At 73.1% G+C, this 17,071-nt stretch carries 15 protein-coding genes; 8 read left to right on the top strand and 7 right to left on the bottom strand.

What is annotated here, in order from left to right; translation table 11 throughout:
* Positions 1 to 48: 48 nt before the first annotated feature.
* The gene (locus IRQ30_RS14905) at positions 49 to 618 is read left to right on the top strand and encodes a SigE family RNA polymerase sigma factor (protein ID WP_193613826.1); all 570 of its coding nucleotides are present in this window, start codon (positions 49 to 51) and stop codon (positions 616 to 618) included.
* Positions 615 to 1,772, top strand: a complete 1,158-nt coding sequence (locus tag IRQ30_RS14900) for a hypothetical protein (protein ID WP_193613824.1) — start codon at positions 615 to 617, stop codon at positions 1,770 to 1,772. Before IRQ30_RS14905 ends, IRQ30_RS14900 begins: the two co-directional genes overlap by 4 nt.
* 15 nt (positions 1,773 to 1,787) lie before the next feature.
* Here IRQ30_RS14900 and IRQ30_RS14895 read toward each other — a convergent pair whose 3' ends face one another.
* Positions 1,788 to 2,408, bottom strand: coding sequence for a TRIC cation channel family protein (locus IRQ30_RS14895; protein WP_193607177.1), 621 nt, complete (start codon positions 2,406 to 2,408; stop codon positions 1,788 to 1,790).
* 147 nt (positions 2,409 to 2,555) lie between these two features.
* Between IRQ30_RS14895 and sepH the strand changes: the two genes are divergently transcribed.
* A complete protein-coding gene (gene sepH, locus IRQ30_RS14890; RefSeq protein WP_227467646.1) occupies positions 2,556 to 3,488 on the top strand; it encodes a septation protein SepH in 933 nt (310 codons plus the stop codon).
* Between the two features lie 426 nt (positions 3,489 to 3,914).
* Positions 3,915 to 5,921 (top strand): SDR family oxidoreductase, encoded by a 2,007-nt coding sequence (locus IRQ30_RS14885; RefSeq protein WP_193613820.1) that lies wholly within the window; start codon positions 3,915 to 3,917, stop codon positions 5,919 to 5,921.
* A gap of 268 nt (positions 5,922 to 6,189) precedes the next feature.
* Here IRQ30_RS14885 and IRQ30_RS14880 read toward each other — a convergent pair whose 3' ends face one another.
* Positions 6,190 to 6,477, bottom strand: coding sequence for a hypothetical protein (locus IRQ30_RS14880; RefSeq protein ID WP_193613818.1), 288 nt, complete (start codon positions 6,475 to 6,477; stop codon positions 6,190 to 6,192).
* 162 nt (positions 6,478 to 6,639) lie between these two features.
* Complete coding sequence (locus IRQ30_RS14875; RefSeq protein WP_227467645.1) at positions 6,640 to 7,467, bottom strand: sulfurtransferase; 828 nt, start codon at positions 7,465 to 7,467, stop codon at positions 6,640 to 6,642.
* A 54-nt stretch (positions 7,468 to 7,521) separates the two neighbouring features.
* Here IRQ30_RS14875 and IRQ30_RS14870 point away from each other — a divergent pair, with 54 nt between their 5' ends.
* Together IRQ30_RS14870 and IRQ30_RS14865 are read left to right on the top strand one after the other, a co-directional pair.
* Positions 7,522 to 7,923: a VOC family protein gene (locus tag IRQ30_RS14870; protein ID WP_338089720.1), complete on the top strand. Its 402-nt coding sequence runs from the start codon at positions 7,522 to 7,524 to the stop codon at positions 7,921 to 7,923.
* Positions 7,924 to 7,946: 23 nt separating this feature from the next.
* Positions 7,947 to 8,612, top strand: a complete 666-nt coding sequence (locus tag IRQ30_RS14865) for a thymidine kinase (RefSeq protein WP_193607170.1) — start codon at positions 7,947 to 7,949, stop codon at positions 8,610 to 8,612.
* Between the two features lie 11 nt (positions 8,613 to 8,623).
* On the opposite strand, the gene IRQ30_RS14860 is transcribed toward IRQ30_RS14865, so the two are convergent.
* Complete coding sequence (locus IRQ30_RS14860) at positions 8,624 to 9,097, bottom strand: MarR family winged helix-turn-helix transcriptional regulator (RefSeq protein WP_193613812.1); 474 nt, start codon at positions 9,095 to 9,097, stop codon at positions 8,624 to 8,626.
* Positions 9,098 to 9,184: 87 nt separating this feature from the next.
* Here IRQ30_RS14860 and IRQ30_RS14855 point away from each other — a divergent pair, with 87 nt between their 5' ends.
* Positions 9,185 to 10,069, top strand: a complete 885-nt coding sequence (locus IRQ30_RS14855; RefSeq protein WP_193613810.1) for an alpha/beta fold hydrolase — start codon at positions 9,185 to 9,187, stop codon at positions 10,067 to 10,069.
* 12 nt (positions 10,070 to 10,081) lie between these two features.
* Here the strand turns inward: IRQ30_RS14855 and IRQ30_RS14850 are convergent, their stop codons facing one another.
* The 3 genes from IRQ30_RS14850 to IRQ30_RS14840 all read right to left on the bottom strand — a co-directional run bounded on the left by IRQ30_RS14850 (position 10,082) and on the right by IRQ30_RS14840 (position 14,566).
* The gene (locus IRQ30_RS14850; protein WP_193613808.1) at positions 10,082 to 11,200 is read right to left on the bottom strand and encodes an alkaline phosphatase family protein; all 1,119 of its coding nucleotides are present in this window, start codon (positions 11,198 to 11,200) and stop codon (positions 10,082 to 10,084) included.
* A complete protein-coding gene (locus IRQ30_RS14845) occupies positions 11,197 to 11,784 on the bottom strand; it encodes a DUF5998 family protein (RefSeq protein WP_193607166.1) in 588 nt (195 codons plus the stop codon). The genes IRQ30_RS14850 and IRQ30_RS14845 overlap by 4 nt, the downstream gene beginning before the upstream one ends.
* Before the next feature lie 70 nt (positions 11,785 to 11,854).
* Positions 11,855 to 14,566 (bottom strand): GNAT family N-acetyltransferase, encoded by a 2,712-nt coding sequence (locus IRQ30_RS14840; RefSeq protein WP_193613806.1) that lies wholly within the window; start codon positions 14,564 to 14,566, stop codon positions 11,855 to 11,857.
* A 76-nt stretch (positions 14,567 to 14,642) separates the two neighbouring features.
* Here IRQ30_RS14840 and IRQ30_RS14835 point away from each other — a divergent pair.
* A partial coding sequence (locus IRQ30_RS14835) for a DNA gyrase/topoisomerase IV subunit A (protein WP_193613804.1) occupies positions 14,643 to 17,071 on the top strand: 2,429 nt, incomplete at its 3' end.

Raw genomic sequence — 17,071 nt, 5'->3', positions numbered from 1 at the left:
CCTTCCGGGGGCCTCACCGCGTCTGGGGTACATGACGAGAGGCCAGACATGAGCAGGCGTGAGGAGTTCGCGGAGCTCGTCACCGCGCGCTCGGCGGCCCTGCACCGGGCGGCGTACCTCATGGTGGGCGACACCGCGCTCGCCCAGGACCTCGTGCAGGAGGCCCTGGTCAAGACCTACGCGGCCTGGCCGCGCCTGCGCGACCCGGCGAACGCCGAGGCCTACTGCCGCAAGGCGATCACCACCACCGCGATCTCGTGGTTCCGGCGGCGCAGCTGGACCCACGAGCGACCCGGGATCCTCGCCGAGGACCTGGGCGGCTCTGGCGGCCCGGGTGGCCCGGGCGGCCCTGGCGGCTCCGTGCCCGGGCACGCGGACAGCGTGGCGCAGAGCGAGTGGCTCTGGCAGGGGCTGCGGCGGCTCCCGCCCCGGCAGCGGGCCGCGATCGTCCTGCGCTACTACGAGGACCTCACCGAGGCTCAGACCGCGCACGCGATGGGCTGTGCCGTCGGCACGGTCAAGAGCCAGGTCGCGGCCGGTCTCTCCAGTCTGCGCGCGCACCTGGGCGACGCCGCCGACGACCTCCTCCCCCAGACCGACACGGTGGTGAACCGATGACCGACAAGCTGCGCGACCTGCTGCACGACCGTGCCGCCGGCACGGACTTCCCCGCGAGCGACGTCGACGCGCTGGTGCGAGCGGGCGACCGCCGGGTGCGGCGCCGGCGCGGTGCCGTGGCCGGTGGCGCCCTCGCCGCCCTGGCCCTCGCGGCGGCCGTGGTCGTCCCGACGCTGCGGGACGGCGACGCCGCTCCGGGTCCCAGCGTCGACCCCAGCGACGGAGCGACCGAGACCCTGCCCAACGGCGTGGTGTCCTGGGCCACCTCGTCGGTGATCCTGGCCGGCGACGACGCGCTGGACGTGGGCCACGAGGTCCGGGCCTACGTCGCGACCACGCACGGCTACGTCTTCGCCGACCCCGAGGGCACGGTCTACTCCGTGACCGACGGCGACGTGGACCCGATCGGCCGGACCGACGCGACCGACCCCCACCTGGTCACCGACGCCGGGAGCGCGCTGGTCGGGTGGGTCGACGACACCAGCGGGCCCGCGCCGGCGTTCATGACGTTCGACCAGAGCACCAACGACGAGGCGACGTTCGCCGGCGGAGAGACCTCCGACGGCATGGACTCGGCCGCCGACGGCGCCGACCCGGCGTACTTCTACGCCCTCGACGGGGGCACCGCCTACTGGCGCGACGTCCGCGGGGCGGTCGCCGTCGACCTCGCGACCCAGGACACCGAGGTCATCGACCCCGACGCCGTCGACGGGCGCGACATCCTCGACGTGGAGGACGGGGTGATCGCGTTCCGTGACGGCAGGGGCGTGGCTGTCGGGACCACGCGCGAGTCGGCGGTCCGGCTGCCCGGCGTGACCGCCGTCGAGGGCGAGCTGTCGCCCGACGGCGCGTGGTTCGCCTACGCGGCTCCGCTGCCCGACATCGAGAACGGCGGCCGCACCGAGGCACGGGTCATCGGCGTCGACGGCACCACGGTGCCTCTGGACATCCCCTCGGCCGCGCTCAGCTTCGCCCTGCCGTTCGGCTGGCTGGACGACGACACGGTGGGGGTGCTGTCGTCCGGGCCGATCACCAGTCGCTACCAGAGCCTGCTCGGGTGCGAGGTGACCACCGGGGAGTGCGAGCTCGTCGTCGAGGACGCCGGGGTCCCCCGTGCGCAGATCGCCCTGCCGAACGGGCGGCTGCTGGACTGAGCGTCGACTGACTGGTCAGACGCTGGCGGGGCCCGTCGGCATCGGGGCCTGCCAGCCGCGCCAGATCGCCAGCAGCCGCCAGACCAGGCAGACGCCGGCGCCGGCCAGCGCGACCGCCAGCACCGGGAGGTCGTTGCGGGTGCCCACCACCGCGATGGCGGCGCCGGCCAGGGCGGGCGTGGCGTACAGCTCGCCGCGGAAGATGACGGGAACGCGGCCGGCCAGGAGGTCGCGCACCATCCCGCCGCCGATGCCCGTGACCATGCCCATGAGGGCGGCGGGCACCGGGCCGAGGCCGTACTCCAGGGCCTTGGTAGCCCCGGTGACGCAGAAGAGCGAGAGCCCGAACGCGTCCAGGACGTTGATGCTGCGCTCGAGGCGCCCGATCACCGGGTGGAAGGCGAACGTGACGAGTCCCCCGGCGGCCGGCACCAGCAGGTAGCGCCAGTCCGCGAGCGCCGCGGGCGGCGTGGCGTCGATCAGGACGTCGCGCAGGAAGCCTCCGCCCAGGCCGGTCGTCCCGGCGAGGACCAGCACCCCGAAGACGTCCACCTCCTTGCGGACGCCCACGAGGGCGCCGGACATCGCGAAGACGAATATCCCCACCAGGTCGAGGGTCACGAGGGTGCCGGGCACGTCCGCAGCGTAGTGGCTGGTCAGGTCGCAGATTTATCCGTCGGGCACGCCGGGCCATGACCGGGCGAGGACGTCCGGCTGGCGTAGGCTCGGACGCACCGAAGGCTCATCCCCACCCACACCGCAGGACACCAGGAAGCTGATCCCATGGCGCACCTCACGCTCGCTGGAGTGAGCGACGACGGGAAGCGCCTCCTGCTGGTCAGCGATGCGGGCGCCGAGTTCACACTCGACATCGACCAGAGCCTGCGGGCCGCGACCCGCGGCGACGCCTCTCGCCTCGGCCAGTTGGAGATACAGATGGACTCATCCCTCCGTCCCCGCGACATCCAGGCCCGGATCCGCGCCGGCGAGACACCCGAGGCGGTCGCGCAGTCCGCCCAGACCAGCGTCGACCGGATCATGGTCTACGCCGGCCCGGTGCTCGCCGAGCGCGAGCACGTCGCCCAGCGCGCCCAGCGCTCCTCGGTGCGCCGCGGCTCCGGCGAGGGCGGCGCCCGCATCCTCGGCGACGCCGTCGCGGCCCACCTCAGCTCGCTCAACGTCACCTCCGACGCCGTGTCGTGGGACGCCTGGCGGCGCGAGGACGGCCGCTGGGCGCTGCGCGCGACCTTCAGCACGCTGCGCCGCAAGGGCACGGCCGAGCTCACCTACGACGTGCCGGGCAGCTACGTCCTGCTCGACAACGACGACGCCCGCTGGCTGGTCGGCGAGGCCGTCGCCGAGGAGGCCGCCCCGGCGGCTCCGGCCGAGCCGCGCGACGACCTGCGGCAGGCCCGCACCCGCCGGCTGTCCGCCGTACCTGCCGACGAGCTGCCGCTGGGGGACGACGTCCTCGAGCTCCTGAAGGACGACGCGCCGCCCGCCGCCGACGAGCCGGTCGAGGCCTTCCTCGACGAGAGCCCCGACTCCGACGACCCCGAGCTCCGCGAGGAGGCCGGCGACGCCGCGGCCGCCGAGCACGCGCCGGCCGACGACCCGGCCGCCGACGAGCCCGCCGGACGCAAGCCGGCCAAGAAGCGCGGCCGCGCCTCGGTCCCCAGCTGGGACGAGATCATGTTCGGCGGGAGCGACCAATGACGCGCGAGGCACGAGTCACCGGAGGTTGAGGAGGTTGCGCTAGCAACCGTCTCGAAACCTCCGGGCAGTCGTCCTTGCGTGAGAACTCCGCCGCCCGCAGCAGGCGGACCGGGCGGCGCCGGCTCGTGTACGCCGCCCCGAGACCGAGGTCGTGCGCGCTGACCCGTCCCTCGAGGTCGATCGTGCTGCCGCGTAGTAGCTGCCGTCACTGCACTGAAGGATGTAGACCCAGGCCTCCGCCCACGTCGGCCGATCGTGGTGCCGACGTCGACGCCGGTGAGGCCCCCCTGTGGACGAGGGTTTCGAGACAGGCGCTGGCGCGCCTTCCTCAAGCCACGGTGGCGCGCCTCCTCGACCCCCGGTGGCGCCAGCTCAACCCACGGTGGAGCGCCGTGGGTCGGCCACGAGGGCGAGTAGCCTCGCGGCATGTCGTACTTCGTGACGGGCGCCACAGGGTTCATCGGGCGCCACCTCGTGCAGGAGCTGCTCGACCACCGCGACGGCGAGGTGTTCGTGCTGGTGCGCGAGGGGTCGCTGGCGCGGCTGGAGGCGCTGACGCGGCAGTGGGGCTCGGAGCGGGTGGTGCCGGTCGTCGGCGACCTGGCCGAGCCGGGGCTCGGCGTCGACGAGGACTGGGTGGCCGAGCACCGCGGCCGCATCGACCACGTGTTCCACCTCGCGGCGATCTACGACATGACCGCTGACGACGCCACCAACGAGCAGCTGAACGTCGGCGGCACCCGTCACGCCGTCGAGCTGGCGGGTCGGCTCGAGGCCGGCTGCTTCCACCAGGTGTCCTCGGTCGCGGCGGCCGGCGACCACCGGGGCCGCTTCGACGAGACGATGTTCGCGGAGGGCCAGCGGCTGCCCTCGCCCTACCACCGCACCAAGTACGAGTCCGAGCGCATCGTGCGCGAGGAGTGCGAGGTCCCCTGGCGGGTCTACCGACCGGCGATCGTCGTGGGCGACAGCACGACCGGCGAGATGGACAAGGTCGACGGCCCCTACTACTTCTTCCCGCTGATGAAGCAGCTGCGCGACCGGCTGCCGGCCTGGCTGCCCCTGGTGGGCGTCGACCTGGGCGACACCAACGTCGTACCGGTCGACTACGTCGCCGCGGCCATGGACCACCTGGCCCACCTGCCCGACCGCGACGGCGAGGCCTTCCACCTGGTCAACCCCGAGCCACAGCCGGTCGTCGACATGGTCAATACGTTCTGCGCCGCGGCCGGCGCCCCGACGTTCGCGACGCCGATCGACCGCGGCGTGCCCCGCGGCCCGCTCGCGCTGGTCCCCCGGGCGCTGCGGCCCGCCACGATCGCGACGCAGGTGGTGCGCAACCCGCTGGTCCAGGTGGTGCTCGACCAGACGCTCGGCCGGCTCGGGGTCCCGGCGGAGGTCCTGGGCCACAGCTCGTTCTCCGCGGTCTTCGACTCCCGCCGCACCGAGCGGGCGCTCGCCGGCTCCGGGATCGGCGTTCCCGACCTGGAGGCCTACGCCGGGGTCCTGTGGAGCTACTGGGAGGAGCACCTCGACGCGTCGACCGGGCGCGACCCCCGCATCCGCGAGGCGCTCAGCGGCAAGCGCGTCCTGATCACCGGCGCCTCGTCCGGCATCGGCCAGGTCACCGCGCTGAAGGTCGCCCAGGCCGGCGGGATCCCGGTGCTGGTCGCGCGCGGGAAGGACAAGCTGGAGGAGACGCGCGCCGCCATCGAGCGGCGGGGCGGCACCGCCCACGTCTTCGCCTGCGACCTGTCCGACCTCGAGGCGATCGACCGCCTGTGCGAGCAGGTCGTGGCCGAGCTCGGGTCGGTGGACTTCGTGGTCAACAACGCCGGCCGCTCGATCCGGCGGTCCCTGAAGCTCTCGCACGACCGGTTCCACGACTTCGAGCGCACGATGCAGCTCAACTACTTCGGCGCGATCCGCCTCGTCATGGGGCTGGTGCCGCAGATGCGCGAGCAGCGGCGGGGCCACGTCGTCAACGTCAGCTCGATCGGGGTCCAGACCAACCCCCCGCGCTTCTCGGCATACGTCGCCTCGAAGGCGGCGCTCGACTCGTGGAGCAATGTCGTGTCCTCCGAGCTCGTGGGGGACGGCGTCACCTTCACCAACATCCACATGCCGCTGGTGCGGACGCCGATGATCGCCCCGACCAAGCTCTACGACAAGTTCCCCACGATCTCACCCGCGCAGGCCGCGGACCTCGTGGTCGAGGCCATGGTCGGACGCCCCCACGAGATCAACACGCTGCTCGGCAACGTCGGCGCGGTGGCCCACACGGTCGCCCCGAAGCTGTCCTTCCGGCTGCTCAACCTGGCCTACCACGTCTTCCCCGACTCGCCCGCCGCCAGGGGTGACGACGACACGGGCGGGGACCGCGAGTCCGTGCAGATCATGCTGGCGCGACTGTTCAGGGGCGTTCACTGGTGAGACAGCGGGCCCTCGCGGTCGGTGTCGTGGGGGGCGGGCACGGAGGCGCCCGACCACAGCAGCAGGCGCAGCAGGAACATCATGGGCAGGACACCTTCAGCGGTTGAGGAGCAGCAGGACGAGGAGCAGGACGGTGCTCAGGGCCAGCGAGACCAGCAGCGAGCCGGCGCAGCCGAGGCGGTTGTTGAAGAAGAGGAACATCGTGGACTCCTGGCAGTGGGAAGCGCGCTGCCCCGGCCCCTCGAGGGGCCGGGGCAGCGCCTGAGGATCAGTGGTCGCGCTTCGCGTCGCTGTAGAAGTCGCGGCTGCCGGACTTGGCCAGGCCGCGGCTCACCATGTAGCCGATGGTCAGCAGCGTGACGTAGAACCAGGCCTCCTGCGCGCCGAAGTCGCCCCGGTCGACCATGGCGGCGGCGACCAGGACGCCGATGACGGCCGCGACGTAGGCGACCAGCTCGGTCGTCTTGAACGACGCCTTGGTCTCCGTGCTGAGGCGCCGGTCGTGGGTGGCGCGGTCGCTCTGGGAGGCGTGGTTGCTCGTGGTGGTGCTCGACATGGGTGTCTCCTCGGGGATGACGCCGACGTGACGATGCCCGTCTTCGACGGGTCGGATACCCGTCACGTCGTGTACGTCGTACGGGCGGCCGGTGCCCCCGTGGCGCCCGAGCAGCTCCCCCCCAAGGGGTGGCGCCGCCGTGACCCCGCTCACCCTCCGAGCTCAGCGCTCGACGGGCCGCGAGGGGTCGGCGACCCAGCCGCTCCAGCTGCCGGGGTAGAGCGCCGCCGTGACTCCGGCGAGCTCCATCGCGATCACGTCGTGGGTGGCGGTCACGCCCGACCCGCAGTACACCGCCACGTCGGCCCCCGGGACCGCGCCGACCTGCTCGTAGACGGCGCGCAGCTCCTCGGCGGAGCGGAAGCGCCCGTCATCGGCGAGGTTGCACGAGGTGGGCACGTTGACCGCACCCGGGACATGGCCGGCCACGGGGTCGACCGGCTCGACCTCGCCGCGGTAGCGCTCGGCGGCGCGCGCGTCGACCAGCACCTCGACGTCGAGCACCCCGTCGGCGTCGACCACCGGCATGCCCGGGAACTCCGCGCGCGTGAAGTCGCCCGGCTCCGGGGCCACGCTCCCCTGGGCGACCGGACCGCCGTCGGCGACCCAGGCCGACAGCCCGCCGTCGAGCACGCGCACGTCCGGGTGTCCGTGCAGGCGCAGCAGCCACCACGCCCGCCCCGCGGCGTGCGCCGACCAGTCGTCGTAGACCACGACCGGGCGCCCTGAGGAGACGCCCACCCGCCGCATCGCCTGCTCGAAGGCCGCCGGGTCCGGCAGCGGGTGCCGCCCGCCCGCGCCCGGAGGCGACGCGAGGTCGGCGTCGAGGTCGACGTAGACCGCGCCGGGCAGGTGGCCGGCGGCGTACACCTCGGGGCCGGAGGGACCGCCCATGCGGTAGCGCACGTCCAGCAGCGTGGGCCCGGCATGATCCTCAACGAGGAGGTCGCGCAGCTCGGAGGTGGAGATCAGCGGGCTCGGGGTCGTCATGCGCCCATCCTGCCCGGAGCGATGAGTCCGTCGTCCGCGACGGGTCCAGCAGGCATGAGGACCCAGCGCGTCACCCTGTGCCTGCCCACCGACGACCGCAGGCGAGCCCACGACTTCTTCGCCGCCCTCGGCTTCGCCACCCCCGGAGAGCCCGCCGACGACGGTGTGCCCGAGCCCCTCCAGGTGGCACTCAACGACGGGCTGCACGTGATGCTGATCCCCACGGACGGCTTCGGGTGGGTCACGGCCGGCCGGACGACGGCGGCCCGCGACACGGCCGAGTGCCTGCTCAGCCTCGCCGCCGGGTCCCCGGCGGAGGTCGACGGCCTGCTGGCCCGGGCAGCAGAGGCCGGCGGCGAGGTCGTGAGCCCGGCGCAGCAGCGTCCGTGGGGCCACACCGGGACGTTCGCCGACCCTGACGGGCACCTGTGGGAGGTCGCCGCCCCTTCTCCGTGATGGCCCGTGACAGGATGCGCCGCGTGGCGGAACTGCACTTCTTCACCGGGACCATGGACTCCGGCAAGAGTACGTTGGCGCTCCAGACCAACCACAACCACGCGGTGCGCGGTCGGCAGGGGCGGATCTTCACCACCCTCGACCGCGCCGGCGAGGCCACGCTGTCGAGCCGGCTCGGCCTGGCGCACGAGGCGATCGAGGTGGCGCCGGAGTTCGACTTCTGGCGCTACGTCGTCGACGCCCTCACCCAGGGCGGCCGCATCGACTACCTGATCTGCGACGAGGCCCAGTTCTACACGCGCGCCCAGGTCGACGACCTGGCCAAGGTCGTCGACGAGCTCCAGATCGACGTCTTCGCGTTCGGGATCCTCACCGACTTCCGCACCTCGCTCTTCGAGGGCAGCGCGCGCCTGGTCGAGCTCGCGGACCGGATGAACGTGCTCCAGGTCGAGACCCTGTGCTGGTGCGGCAAGCGCGCCACCCACAACGCGCGCACCGAGGACGGCGTCATGGTGGTCGAGGGCGAGGTCATCGTCGTCGGCGACGTCGAGCAGCCGGACGAGGCGGTGGCCGGCGAGCCGGCCGAGGTGTCCTACGAGGTCCTCTGCCGCCAGCACCACCGGCGCCGGCTGACCGCCGCCCGGGCCCACGCCGTGAGCCTGGCCGCGGAGCCGCTGCCGTTCGGCTGAGCCCCCTCCGGCTACGACTCGAGCTCGTGGCCCACCCAGCCCGGTGAGTCCAGCCGGACCGTCCGGTCGCCGACCAGCGCCCGCAGCGCGCTCTCGACCTCGCGCAGGACGTCGGCGCCCACCTGCTCCTCCCACGAGCGGCGCATCTCGTCGAAGATCGCCTCCCCCTCGCGCAGCATGGCCAGGCCGTGGTCGGTCACCTGGAGCCGCATCCGACGGCGGTCGTCCGGGTCCGGCTCGCGCACGACGTAGCGCCGCTCCTCGAGGGCCGCGATCGTCTTGGCGGCCGCCTGCTTGGTCACCGACATCCGGCGGCCCAGCTCGGAGGCGCTGTCGGCACCCGACAGGATCGCCTGGAGGGCGAAGTCGTGGACCGGGCGCACGTCGTCGTGACCCCGCGCCGCGAGCTCGGCGGTCGCCCGGTCGGCCAGCACCCGGAATCCGCCCAGCATCAGCAGCGCGAGGTCGGCGCCGGATCGGGACATGCGGCAGAGCATACGATCGACTTGAACAAGACAACTGAGTTGTCTATAGTGGAGGACAACCACGTTGTCCACTATGCAGGAGTCCCCGTGACGCTCACCGCCCCGTCCGCCGCCACCATCCCGGAGGTCACGCATCACCTCACCGACCTGGACGGCACCCGGCTGCACCACGTCTCCGCCGGCGCGGCCGGCTCCCCCGTCCTGCTGGTCCACGGCTGGCCCGAGACCTGGTGGGCCTTCCACCGCCTGATCCCGCTGCTGGCCCGGGAGCACCGCGTCCACGCCGTCGACCTGCGCGGCTTCGGCGACTCCGGCAACGGCGACGGCGACTACGACGAGGCGGACTCCGTGGCGGACCTGCACCGGCTCGTGGAGCACCTCGGCGAGGGACCCGTGCACCTGCTCGTCCAGGACATCAGCGGCGGCATCGGCTTCCAGCTCGCGGCCCGGCACCCGGACGACGTGCTCAGCCTGGTGGCCGTCGAGAGCACGCTGGCCGGCTTCGGGCTCGAGACGCTCGCCGACGTCAACCACGGCGGCTCCTGGCACGTCGGGATGCTCGGCGCCCCAGGCATCCCGGAGCTGTTGCTCCCCGGCCACGAGCGTGCCCTCCTCGACTGGGCCTGGTCCCTGATGGCGGCGCCGGGCACGGTCACCGAGGAGGACGCCGTCGAGTTCGTCCGGACCTACTCCCGCCCCCACGCCTGGCGGGGCAGCGCGGGGCTGTACCGGTCGCTGTTCGCCGACGCCGGCCGGACCCGTGCCCTGGCGGAGGCGTCCCCGCTCTCGATGCCGGTCCTCACCGTCGACGCCGCGAGCCACCCGTTCACCGCGAGCACGTTCGGCCAGGTGGCGGGAGCCGACGTGACGTCGGTGCACCTCGCGGGGGTCGGGCACCTGGTGGCGCAGGAGGCGCCCGAGGCGCTCGCGAGCGCCGTGCTGGAGCACACGGCGCGGGTCGACGCCGGCTAGGTCGGCTCCGGCTCAGTCGACGACGAGGGGGATCAGCATCTCGTCCTCGGTGAGCGAGCCGTGCAGCCCGACGAGGCTCGCCTCGTACGGGAAGTCGACCGACGACAGCACGGCGTGGTCCCCTCGGGCGGCCACCACCACGTCGCCGAGGCGGGGAAGCACGAGCGGCGCGACCGCACCGAACCAGCCGCGCGCGATGGCGGTCTCGCGGGTCATCACCTCGGCGCGCTCACCCAGGCGCTCGGTCCAGGTCGCGACGACGTCGTCGACGGCGCCGCGCTGGCAGTAGAGGTGGCGGAAGCGCGCCTCGCCGCCCAGGAGGGCGACACCGTCGCGCAGCTCGAGGTGCTCGTCCACGTCGATGCGGCTCTCCGGCGGGGAGTCGACCATCCCGTGGTCGGCCACGACCACCAGTCGGGTGTGGCTCGGGAGCGCCTCGCGCAGCTGCTCGGCCTCGGCGTCGATCATCGACAGCTGCATCAGCCACTGGCTGGACCTGACGCCGTAGCGGTGCCCGGTCCAGTCGAGGTCGCCGTCGTAGAGATAGGTGAGCGAGGGCCGCACCGACGAGGAGGCGACGGCGGCGGCGATCCCCTCGCCGACCTTGTCGGCCCCCACGAACTCACCGCCGCGATGGGCGGCCACCGTCAGCCCGCTGTCACGGAACTCGCGCTTGTTGACCACCGTCACCGGCACGCCCGAGCGCTGCAGCCGCGCGAACGCCGTCTCGTGCGGCTGCCACTCCCGCGGGTCGACGTCCTGGTCCCAGAACAACGCGTTGAGCAGCCGGTCGGTGCCGGGGACGCGGGAGGTGAAGCCGACCATGCCGTGGGTGCCGGGGCTGAGGCCCGTGCCGAGCGAGGTGAGGCTCGTGGCCGTCGTCGACGGGACGCCGGCGGTGGCCGGCTCCTGCCCGGCCAGCAGGCTCGAGAGGTACGGCGCGGCGTGCGCGTAGCGCTCGAGCAGGCGGGCCCCGAGGCCGTCGATCAGGAACACGACGTACGACGCCGCGTCGGGCAGCACCAGCCCCGTGGGCTCGGCGGCGCCCGGCACGCCCAGCGCCTTCGCGACGGCGGGGACGATGTCGCCCAGCGAGCGCTGCCCGTAGGCGGGCTCGAGGAAGCCGCTCACCCGGCGTGGGTGCGGGCCGACAGGGTCTCGGCGAAGGATAGCAGCCCGGCGACCGCCTCGCCGCCGTCGGCGGCGGCGCTGACCCGCAGCGAGAAGTCGTCGGAGGCGAGGACCCCGGTGTAGCCGTGGTCGGCGTCGCAGTCGGGGTCGGCGCAGGCGGCCGGCTCGAGGTCGATGCGGCTGACGCCGCCCCAGCCGATGGTCATGACGGCCTCGGCGGGCGGGGTGGGCCCGGAGGTCGGGTTCGCGGTCATCCGCGTGACCACCACGGACTTCACCGCCGACAGGGCGATGGCCTCCGTGGACGTCGAGGTGTAGGGCTCCGGCAGCAGGTCGTCGCCGGCGTGCTCGTCGGTGTGGGCCAGGATCAGCCGCGAGGGCGTCAGCACGATCACGCTCTGGTGGCGGCGCACCTCGTCGCGCTCGAAGGTGGGCTCGTGGTGGACGTAGAAGGAGAGCACCTGCTCGCCGGCGACCGCCGCGTCCACGCCGTCGGCGACGACCTCGGGGTAGTAGCCCGTGCGGGCGATGGCCTTCCGGAGCTCCAGGGTGCGGTCGCGGTCGTCGGTCCGGGTGCTGCGCATGCGGTCAGTCTGTCACTACTCCCCCGGCGACGGCACCGAGGTGACGCCGCGGCCGCGGGAGCCGCTCCGGTCAGCTGGGCAGGGTGTCGCCCGGCAGCTCGGGCATCCGCCGCACGAACAGGTCCGAGCGGGCGTCGGCCACCGGCTCCACCCGCGCCTCGGCGGTGAGCACGCTGGCGCCGGTCGTGCCTGCCAGGACCAGGGACAGCTCGAGCGCGCTGACCTGCGGCATGTCGTTCTGCAGCTGGGCGACGCGCGAGATCAGCCGCTCCACCTCGCCCACGTCGACGACGTCGGCGCCGCGGTAGCCGAAGAGCATCGGGGAGCTCTTCACCTCGCGCACCATGGCCGCGGCGTCGCGGGCGCCCAACGGCGGGATCCGGTAGGACTTGTCGGCCAGGAGCTCGATGATCGGCCCCGAGATCCCGAAGGACACCACGGGCCCGAAGAGCGGGTCCTCGATGCTGCGCACGGCCACCGGCACCCCCGGGGGCGCGTTCTTCTGCACCACGAAGCCGGATGTCTCGGGCTGGCCCACCAGCTCGGTGAGCGTCTCCCACGCGTCGCGCATCTCGTCGGGAGTGTCGATGTTGCGCCACACGTGGGCCAGGTCGGGGCGCTCCCGCAGCGGGTGCGAGGTCGCCTTGAGCACGACGTCCCAGTCGAGCTCGCGGCCTGCGTCCTGCGCCTCCTGCAGGGTGTCGACCGAGCGGCACTCCCAGACGTCGATGTCGTAGGCGGCCAGCAGCTCCCGGGTCTGCGCGGGCGTCAGCGCCACGCCCTGCGGGTGCTCGGCCAGGGCCGCGGTCACGAGACGACGGGCGGCGCCGAGGTCGACGTCGGCGGTGTCGGGCTGGGGGCCGTCGGGGGTGCGCAGCCACACGGCGTACTCCACGACGCGGGCGAGGGCGCGCACGGCGGCCTCGACGGCGGGGTACGACGGCACCGAGCCGCGTCCGGCGGTGGAGCCGGCGACGTCGGGGACGCGCAGCAGCTCGGGCACGCCCTCGGCGCCGAGGAACGACGACACGAGCGGCTTGTCGGACTGCTCCCCCACGGCGGCCAGGACATTGGCGACGTCCTCGCCGGAGACGTTCAGCGGCGGGATGTAGACGGCGATGACCGAGTCGATGTCGGGGTCGTCGATGGCGGCGTCGAGAGCGTCCTCGAAGTCGTCGGCCGTGGCCTCGGCGCCCAGCGCCACCGACTTGTTGACGACCAGCCCGACCGACACGGCCGCGTCGACGGCGAGCAGCCCGAGCGCGTCGGAGTTGCCCACGACCGCCACGCGGCGCCCCCGCGGCAGCGGCTGGTGGGCGAGCAGCTGGGCGACGTCGAACATCTCCTCCAGCGTGTCGACCTGGATGACGCCGGCCTGGCGGAACATCGCGTCGACGGCCTGCGGCGGCGCCGCGATCCGGCGTACGGCGTGACCCATCGGGACGCCCTGGGTCGTGCGGCCCGAGCGCACGGCGATGATCGGCTTGCGCAGCGAGACCCGTCGGGCGATGCGGGAGAACTTGCGCGGGTTTCCGATGGACTCGAGGTAGAGCAGGACGACCTCGGTGGAGTCGTCCTCCTCCCAGTACTGGAGCAGGTCGTTGCCGGACACGTCGGCGCGGTTGCCGGCGCTGACGAACGTCGAGAGGCCCAGGCCGCGGTTCTTGACCTTCTCCAGGATGGCCGAGCCCAGCGCGCCGGACTGGCAGAAGAAGCCCGCACGGCCGCGCGCCGGCATGACCGACGACAAGGAGGCGTTGATCGACACCGTCGGGTCGGTGTTGATGACGCCGAGGCAGTTGGGGCCGATCAGGCGCAGGCCGTAGGAGCGCGACAGGCCGACCAGGCGACGCTGCCGCTTGCGGCCCTCGTCGCCGGTCTCGGCGAAGCCGGACGAGACGACGATCAGGCCGTGCACGCCCTTGGCCGCGCAGTCGAGCACGACGTCCTCGACGGCGTCGGCGGGCACGGCGACGATCGCGACGTCGACGTCGTCGGGGATCTCGCTCACCGACTTGTAGGCCGGCATCCCCGAGACGGCGGTGGCGCTCTGGTTGACGACGTAGACGCGGCCCGTGTAGTCGCCGGTCACGAGGTTGCGCACGAGCGCCTGGCCGATCGTGTCCTGGCGGCGGCTGGCGCCGATGACGGCCACCGACCGCGGGTTGAAGAAGCGCTCGATCGACGCAGCCTCGGCCCGGTGCTCGCGCCCGCGCATCACGCCGATCGCGGTCTCGGTGGGGTCGATGGAGAACTCCAGCATGAGCACGCCCTCGTCGTACTCGCTGGCGACGCGGTAGCCGGCGTCGCGGAAGGTCTGGATCATCCGGTGGTTGTCGGGCAGGACCTCGGCGGTGAAGCGCTCGACTCCGCGCTCGCGACCGGCCTGGGCGAGGTGCTCGAGCAGCAGCTGCGCGATCCCGCGGCCGTGGTGCTCGTCCTCGACGAGGAAGGCGACCTCGGCCTCGCCGGGGTGGACCACGTCGAAGCGGCCCACGGCGATCATCCGGCCCTGGAGCATCAGGACGAGGGCCACGCGCTGCTGGTGGTCGACCTGGGTGAAGCGCTTGACGTCGCGTTCCGAGAGCAGCGGCATGGGGCTGAAGAAGCGGTAGTACTTCGACGTGTCGGAGACCCGGGCGTAGAACTCCACGAGCAGCTCGGCGTCGTCCGGCTGGATCGGCCGGATGTGGGCCGTGCGCCCGTCGCGCAGCAGGACGTCGGCCTCCCAGTGACGGGGCGCGCTGGGAACGACGGTCTCCTCGGTCGGCTCGGCGCTCACCGCTGCAATCTATCCCGTCCCCGGTGTACGGCGTGCCCCCTCCAGGTGTCCGGTCGGTGCGGGAGAGGATGGGCCCATGGCACGTCGTACTCCCCAGCCGCCCGTCCCCGACGACTTCGAGGAGCACATCCTCGACATCGACGTCGGCGACGAGATGCGGGCCTCGTTCCTCGAGTACGCCTACTCCGTCATCTACTCCCGCGCGCTGCCCGACGCCCGCGACGGCCTCAAGCCGGTCCAGCGCCGGATCCTCTACACGATGAACGACATGGGCCTGCGCCCCGACCGCGGCCACGTCAAGAGCGCCCGCGTCGTCGGCGAGGTCATGGGTCGCCTGCACCCGCACGGCGACGGCGCGATCTACGACGCGCTCGTGCGGATGACCCAGCCGTTCTCGCTGCGGCTGCCGACCGTCGACGGCCACGGCAACTTCGGCTCGCCGGACGACTCCCCCGCCGCCATGCGCTACACCGAGTGCCGCATGGCGCCCGCCGCCGTGGCGATGACCGCCTCGATCGACGAGGACACGGTCGACTTCAAGCCCAACTACGACTCCCGCGAGCTGGAGCCCTCGGTCCTGCCCGCGGCGATCCCGCACCTGGTCGTCAACGGCACGACCGGCATCGCGGTCGGCATGGCCACCAACTGCGCGCCGCACAACCTCGTCGAGGTCGTCCAGGCCCTGCGCCACCTGATCTCGCACCCGAAGGCGACCGTCGACGACCTGATGCGCTTCGTCCCCGGGCCCGACCTGCCCACCGGCGGCAAGATCGTCGGCCTCGACGGCATCCGCGACGCCTACGAGACCGGCCGCGGCTCGTTCCGGATGCGCGCCACCGCCCGGATCGAGACGATCGGGCGCCGCAAGGGCATCGTCGTGACCGAGCTGCCCTACGGCGTGGGCACCGAGAAGGTCGTCGAGCGCATCAAGACCCTCGTGCAGGGCAAGAAGCTCCAGGGCATCTCCGACATGAAGGACCTCACCGACCGCGAGCACGGCCTGCGCCTGGTGATCGAGATCAAGAACGGCTTCGTGCCGGAGGCGCTGCTCGAGCAGCTCTACCGCCAGACGCCGATGGAGGACTCCTTCGGCATCAACAACGTCGCGCTGGTCGACGGCCAGCCGCGCACGCTCGGCCTCAAGGAGATGCTCCAGGTCTTCCTGGACCACCGCTACGACGTCGTGCGCCGCCGCTCGCAGTTCCGCCGCAACAAGCGCGCCGACCGGCTCCACCTCGTCGACGGGCTGCTGATCGCCCTGCTCGACATCGACGAGGTGATCCAGGTGATCCGCACCAGCGACGACGCCGCGACCGCCCGCGAGCGCCTGATGTCGGTCTTCGACCTCTCGGTGGCCCAGACCGACTACATCCTCGAGATGCAGCTGCGGCGGCTCACCCGGTTCAGCCGCATCGAGCTCGAGAAGGAGCAGGAGGAGCTGCGCCGCGAGATCGAGGAGCTCGAGGCGATCCTGGGCGACGACAAGCTGCTGCGCAAGGTCGTCAGCGACGAGCTCACCGAGGTCGCGAAGACCTACGGCACCCCTCGCCGCACGGTCCTGCTCGGCGCCGCGGCGCCCGTGGCGGCCTCCGCGTCGGTCGAGATGACCGACGACCCCTGCTACGCGCTGCTCTCCTCGAGCGGCCTGCTGGCCCGCTCGAGCACCGACGAGCCGTTCGGCTCCGGCGGGGACCGCACCAACCACGACGTCGTGGTCTCGGCCGTCGCCACGACCGCTCGAGGCGACATCGGCGTCCTGACCTCGGCCGGTCGCGTGCTGCGGCTCAGCATGCTGGAGGTCACGGCCGTGCTGCCGCCGTCGGCCAACGACCCCAACCTCAACGGCGGGCTCCAGATGAGCGAGGTGCTGCCGCTCGACACCGGCGAGCGGGCGCTCGCCCTGTGCACGCTCACCGCCGACGGGCCCGGGCTGGCCCTCGGCACCCGCCGCGGCACGGTCAAGCGGGTCAACCCCGAGGTGCTGGGCAAGGACGAGTGGGAGGTCGTCCGCCTCGAGGACGGCGACGAGGTCGTGGGCGCGGCCCAGCTCGCCACCGGCAGCGAGACCCTGTGCTTCATCACCAGCGACGCCCAGCTGCTGCACTTCTCCGCCGACGGGGTCCGTCCCCAGGGTCGCGGCGGCGGCGGCATCGCCGGGGTGCGGCTCGCGTCCGGTGAGTCGGTCGCCTGGTTCGGCGTGGTCGACGACCCCGCCGGCTCCGTGGTGGTCACCGCGTCCGGGTCCTCCACCGCCCTGCCCGGCACCGAGCATGGGCTGGTCAAGGTCACGCCGTTCACCGAGTACCCGCCCAAGGGCCGGGCCACCGGCGGCGTCCGGTGCCACCGCTTCCTCAAGGGCGAGGACGCCCTAGTCTTCGCCTGGGCCGGTCACGCTCCGGCGCGCGCGGCCGCGGCCAGCGGCGCCCCGGTCGAGCTGCCCGAGGCCAACGGCCGCCGCGACGGCTCCGGGACACCGGCCCCGCAGCCGCTCGCCGCCGCGGCGGG

The organism is Nocardioides lijunqiniae (assembly GCF_015024225.1).
In the GTDB taxonomy this organism is placed as follows: domain Bacteria; phylum Actinomycetota; class Actinomycetes; order Propionibacteriales; family Nocardioidaceae; genus Nocardioides; species Nocardioides lijunqiniae.
Note: the sequence above shows the minus strand (reverse complement) of the source record. Positions and strands in the feature narration are given on the sequence as shown.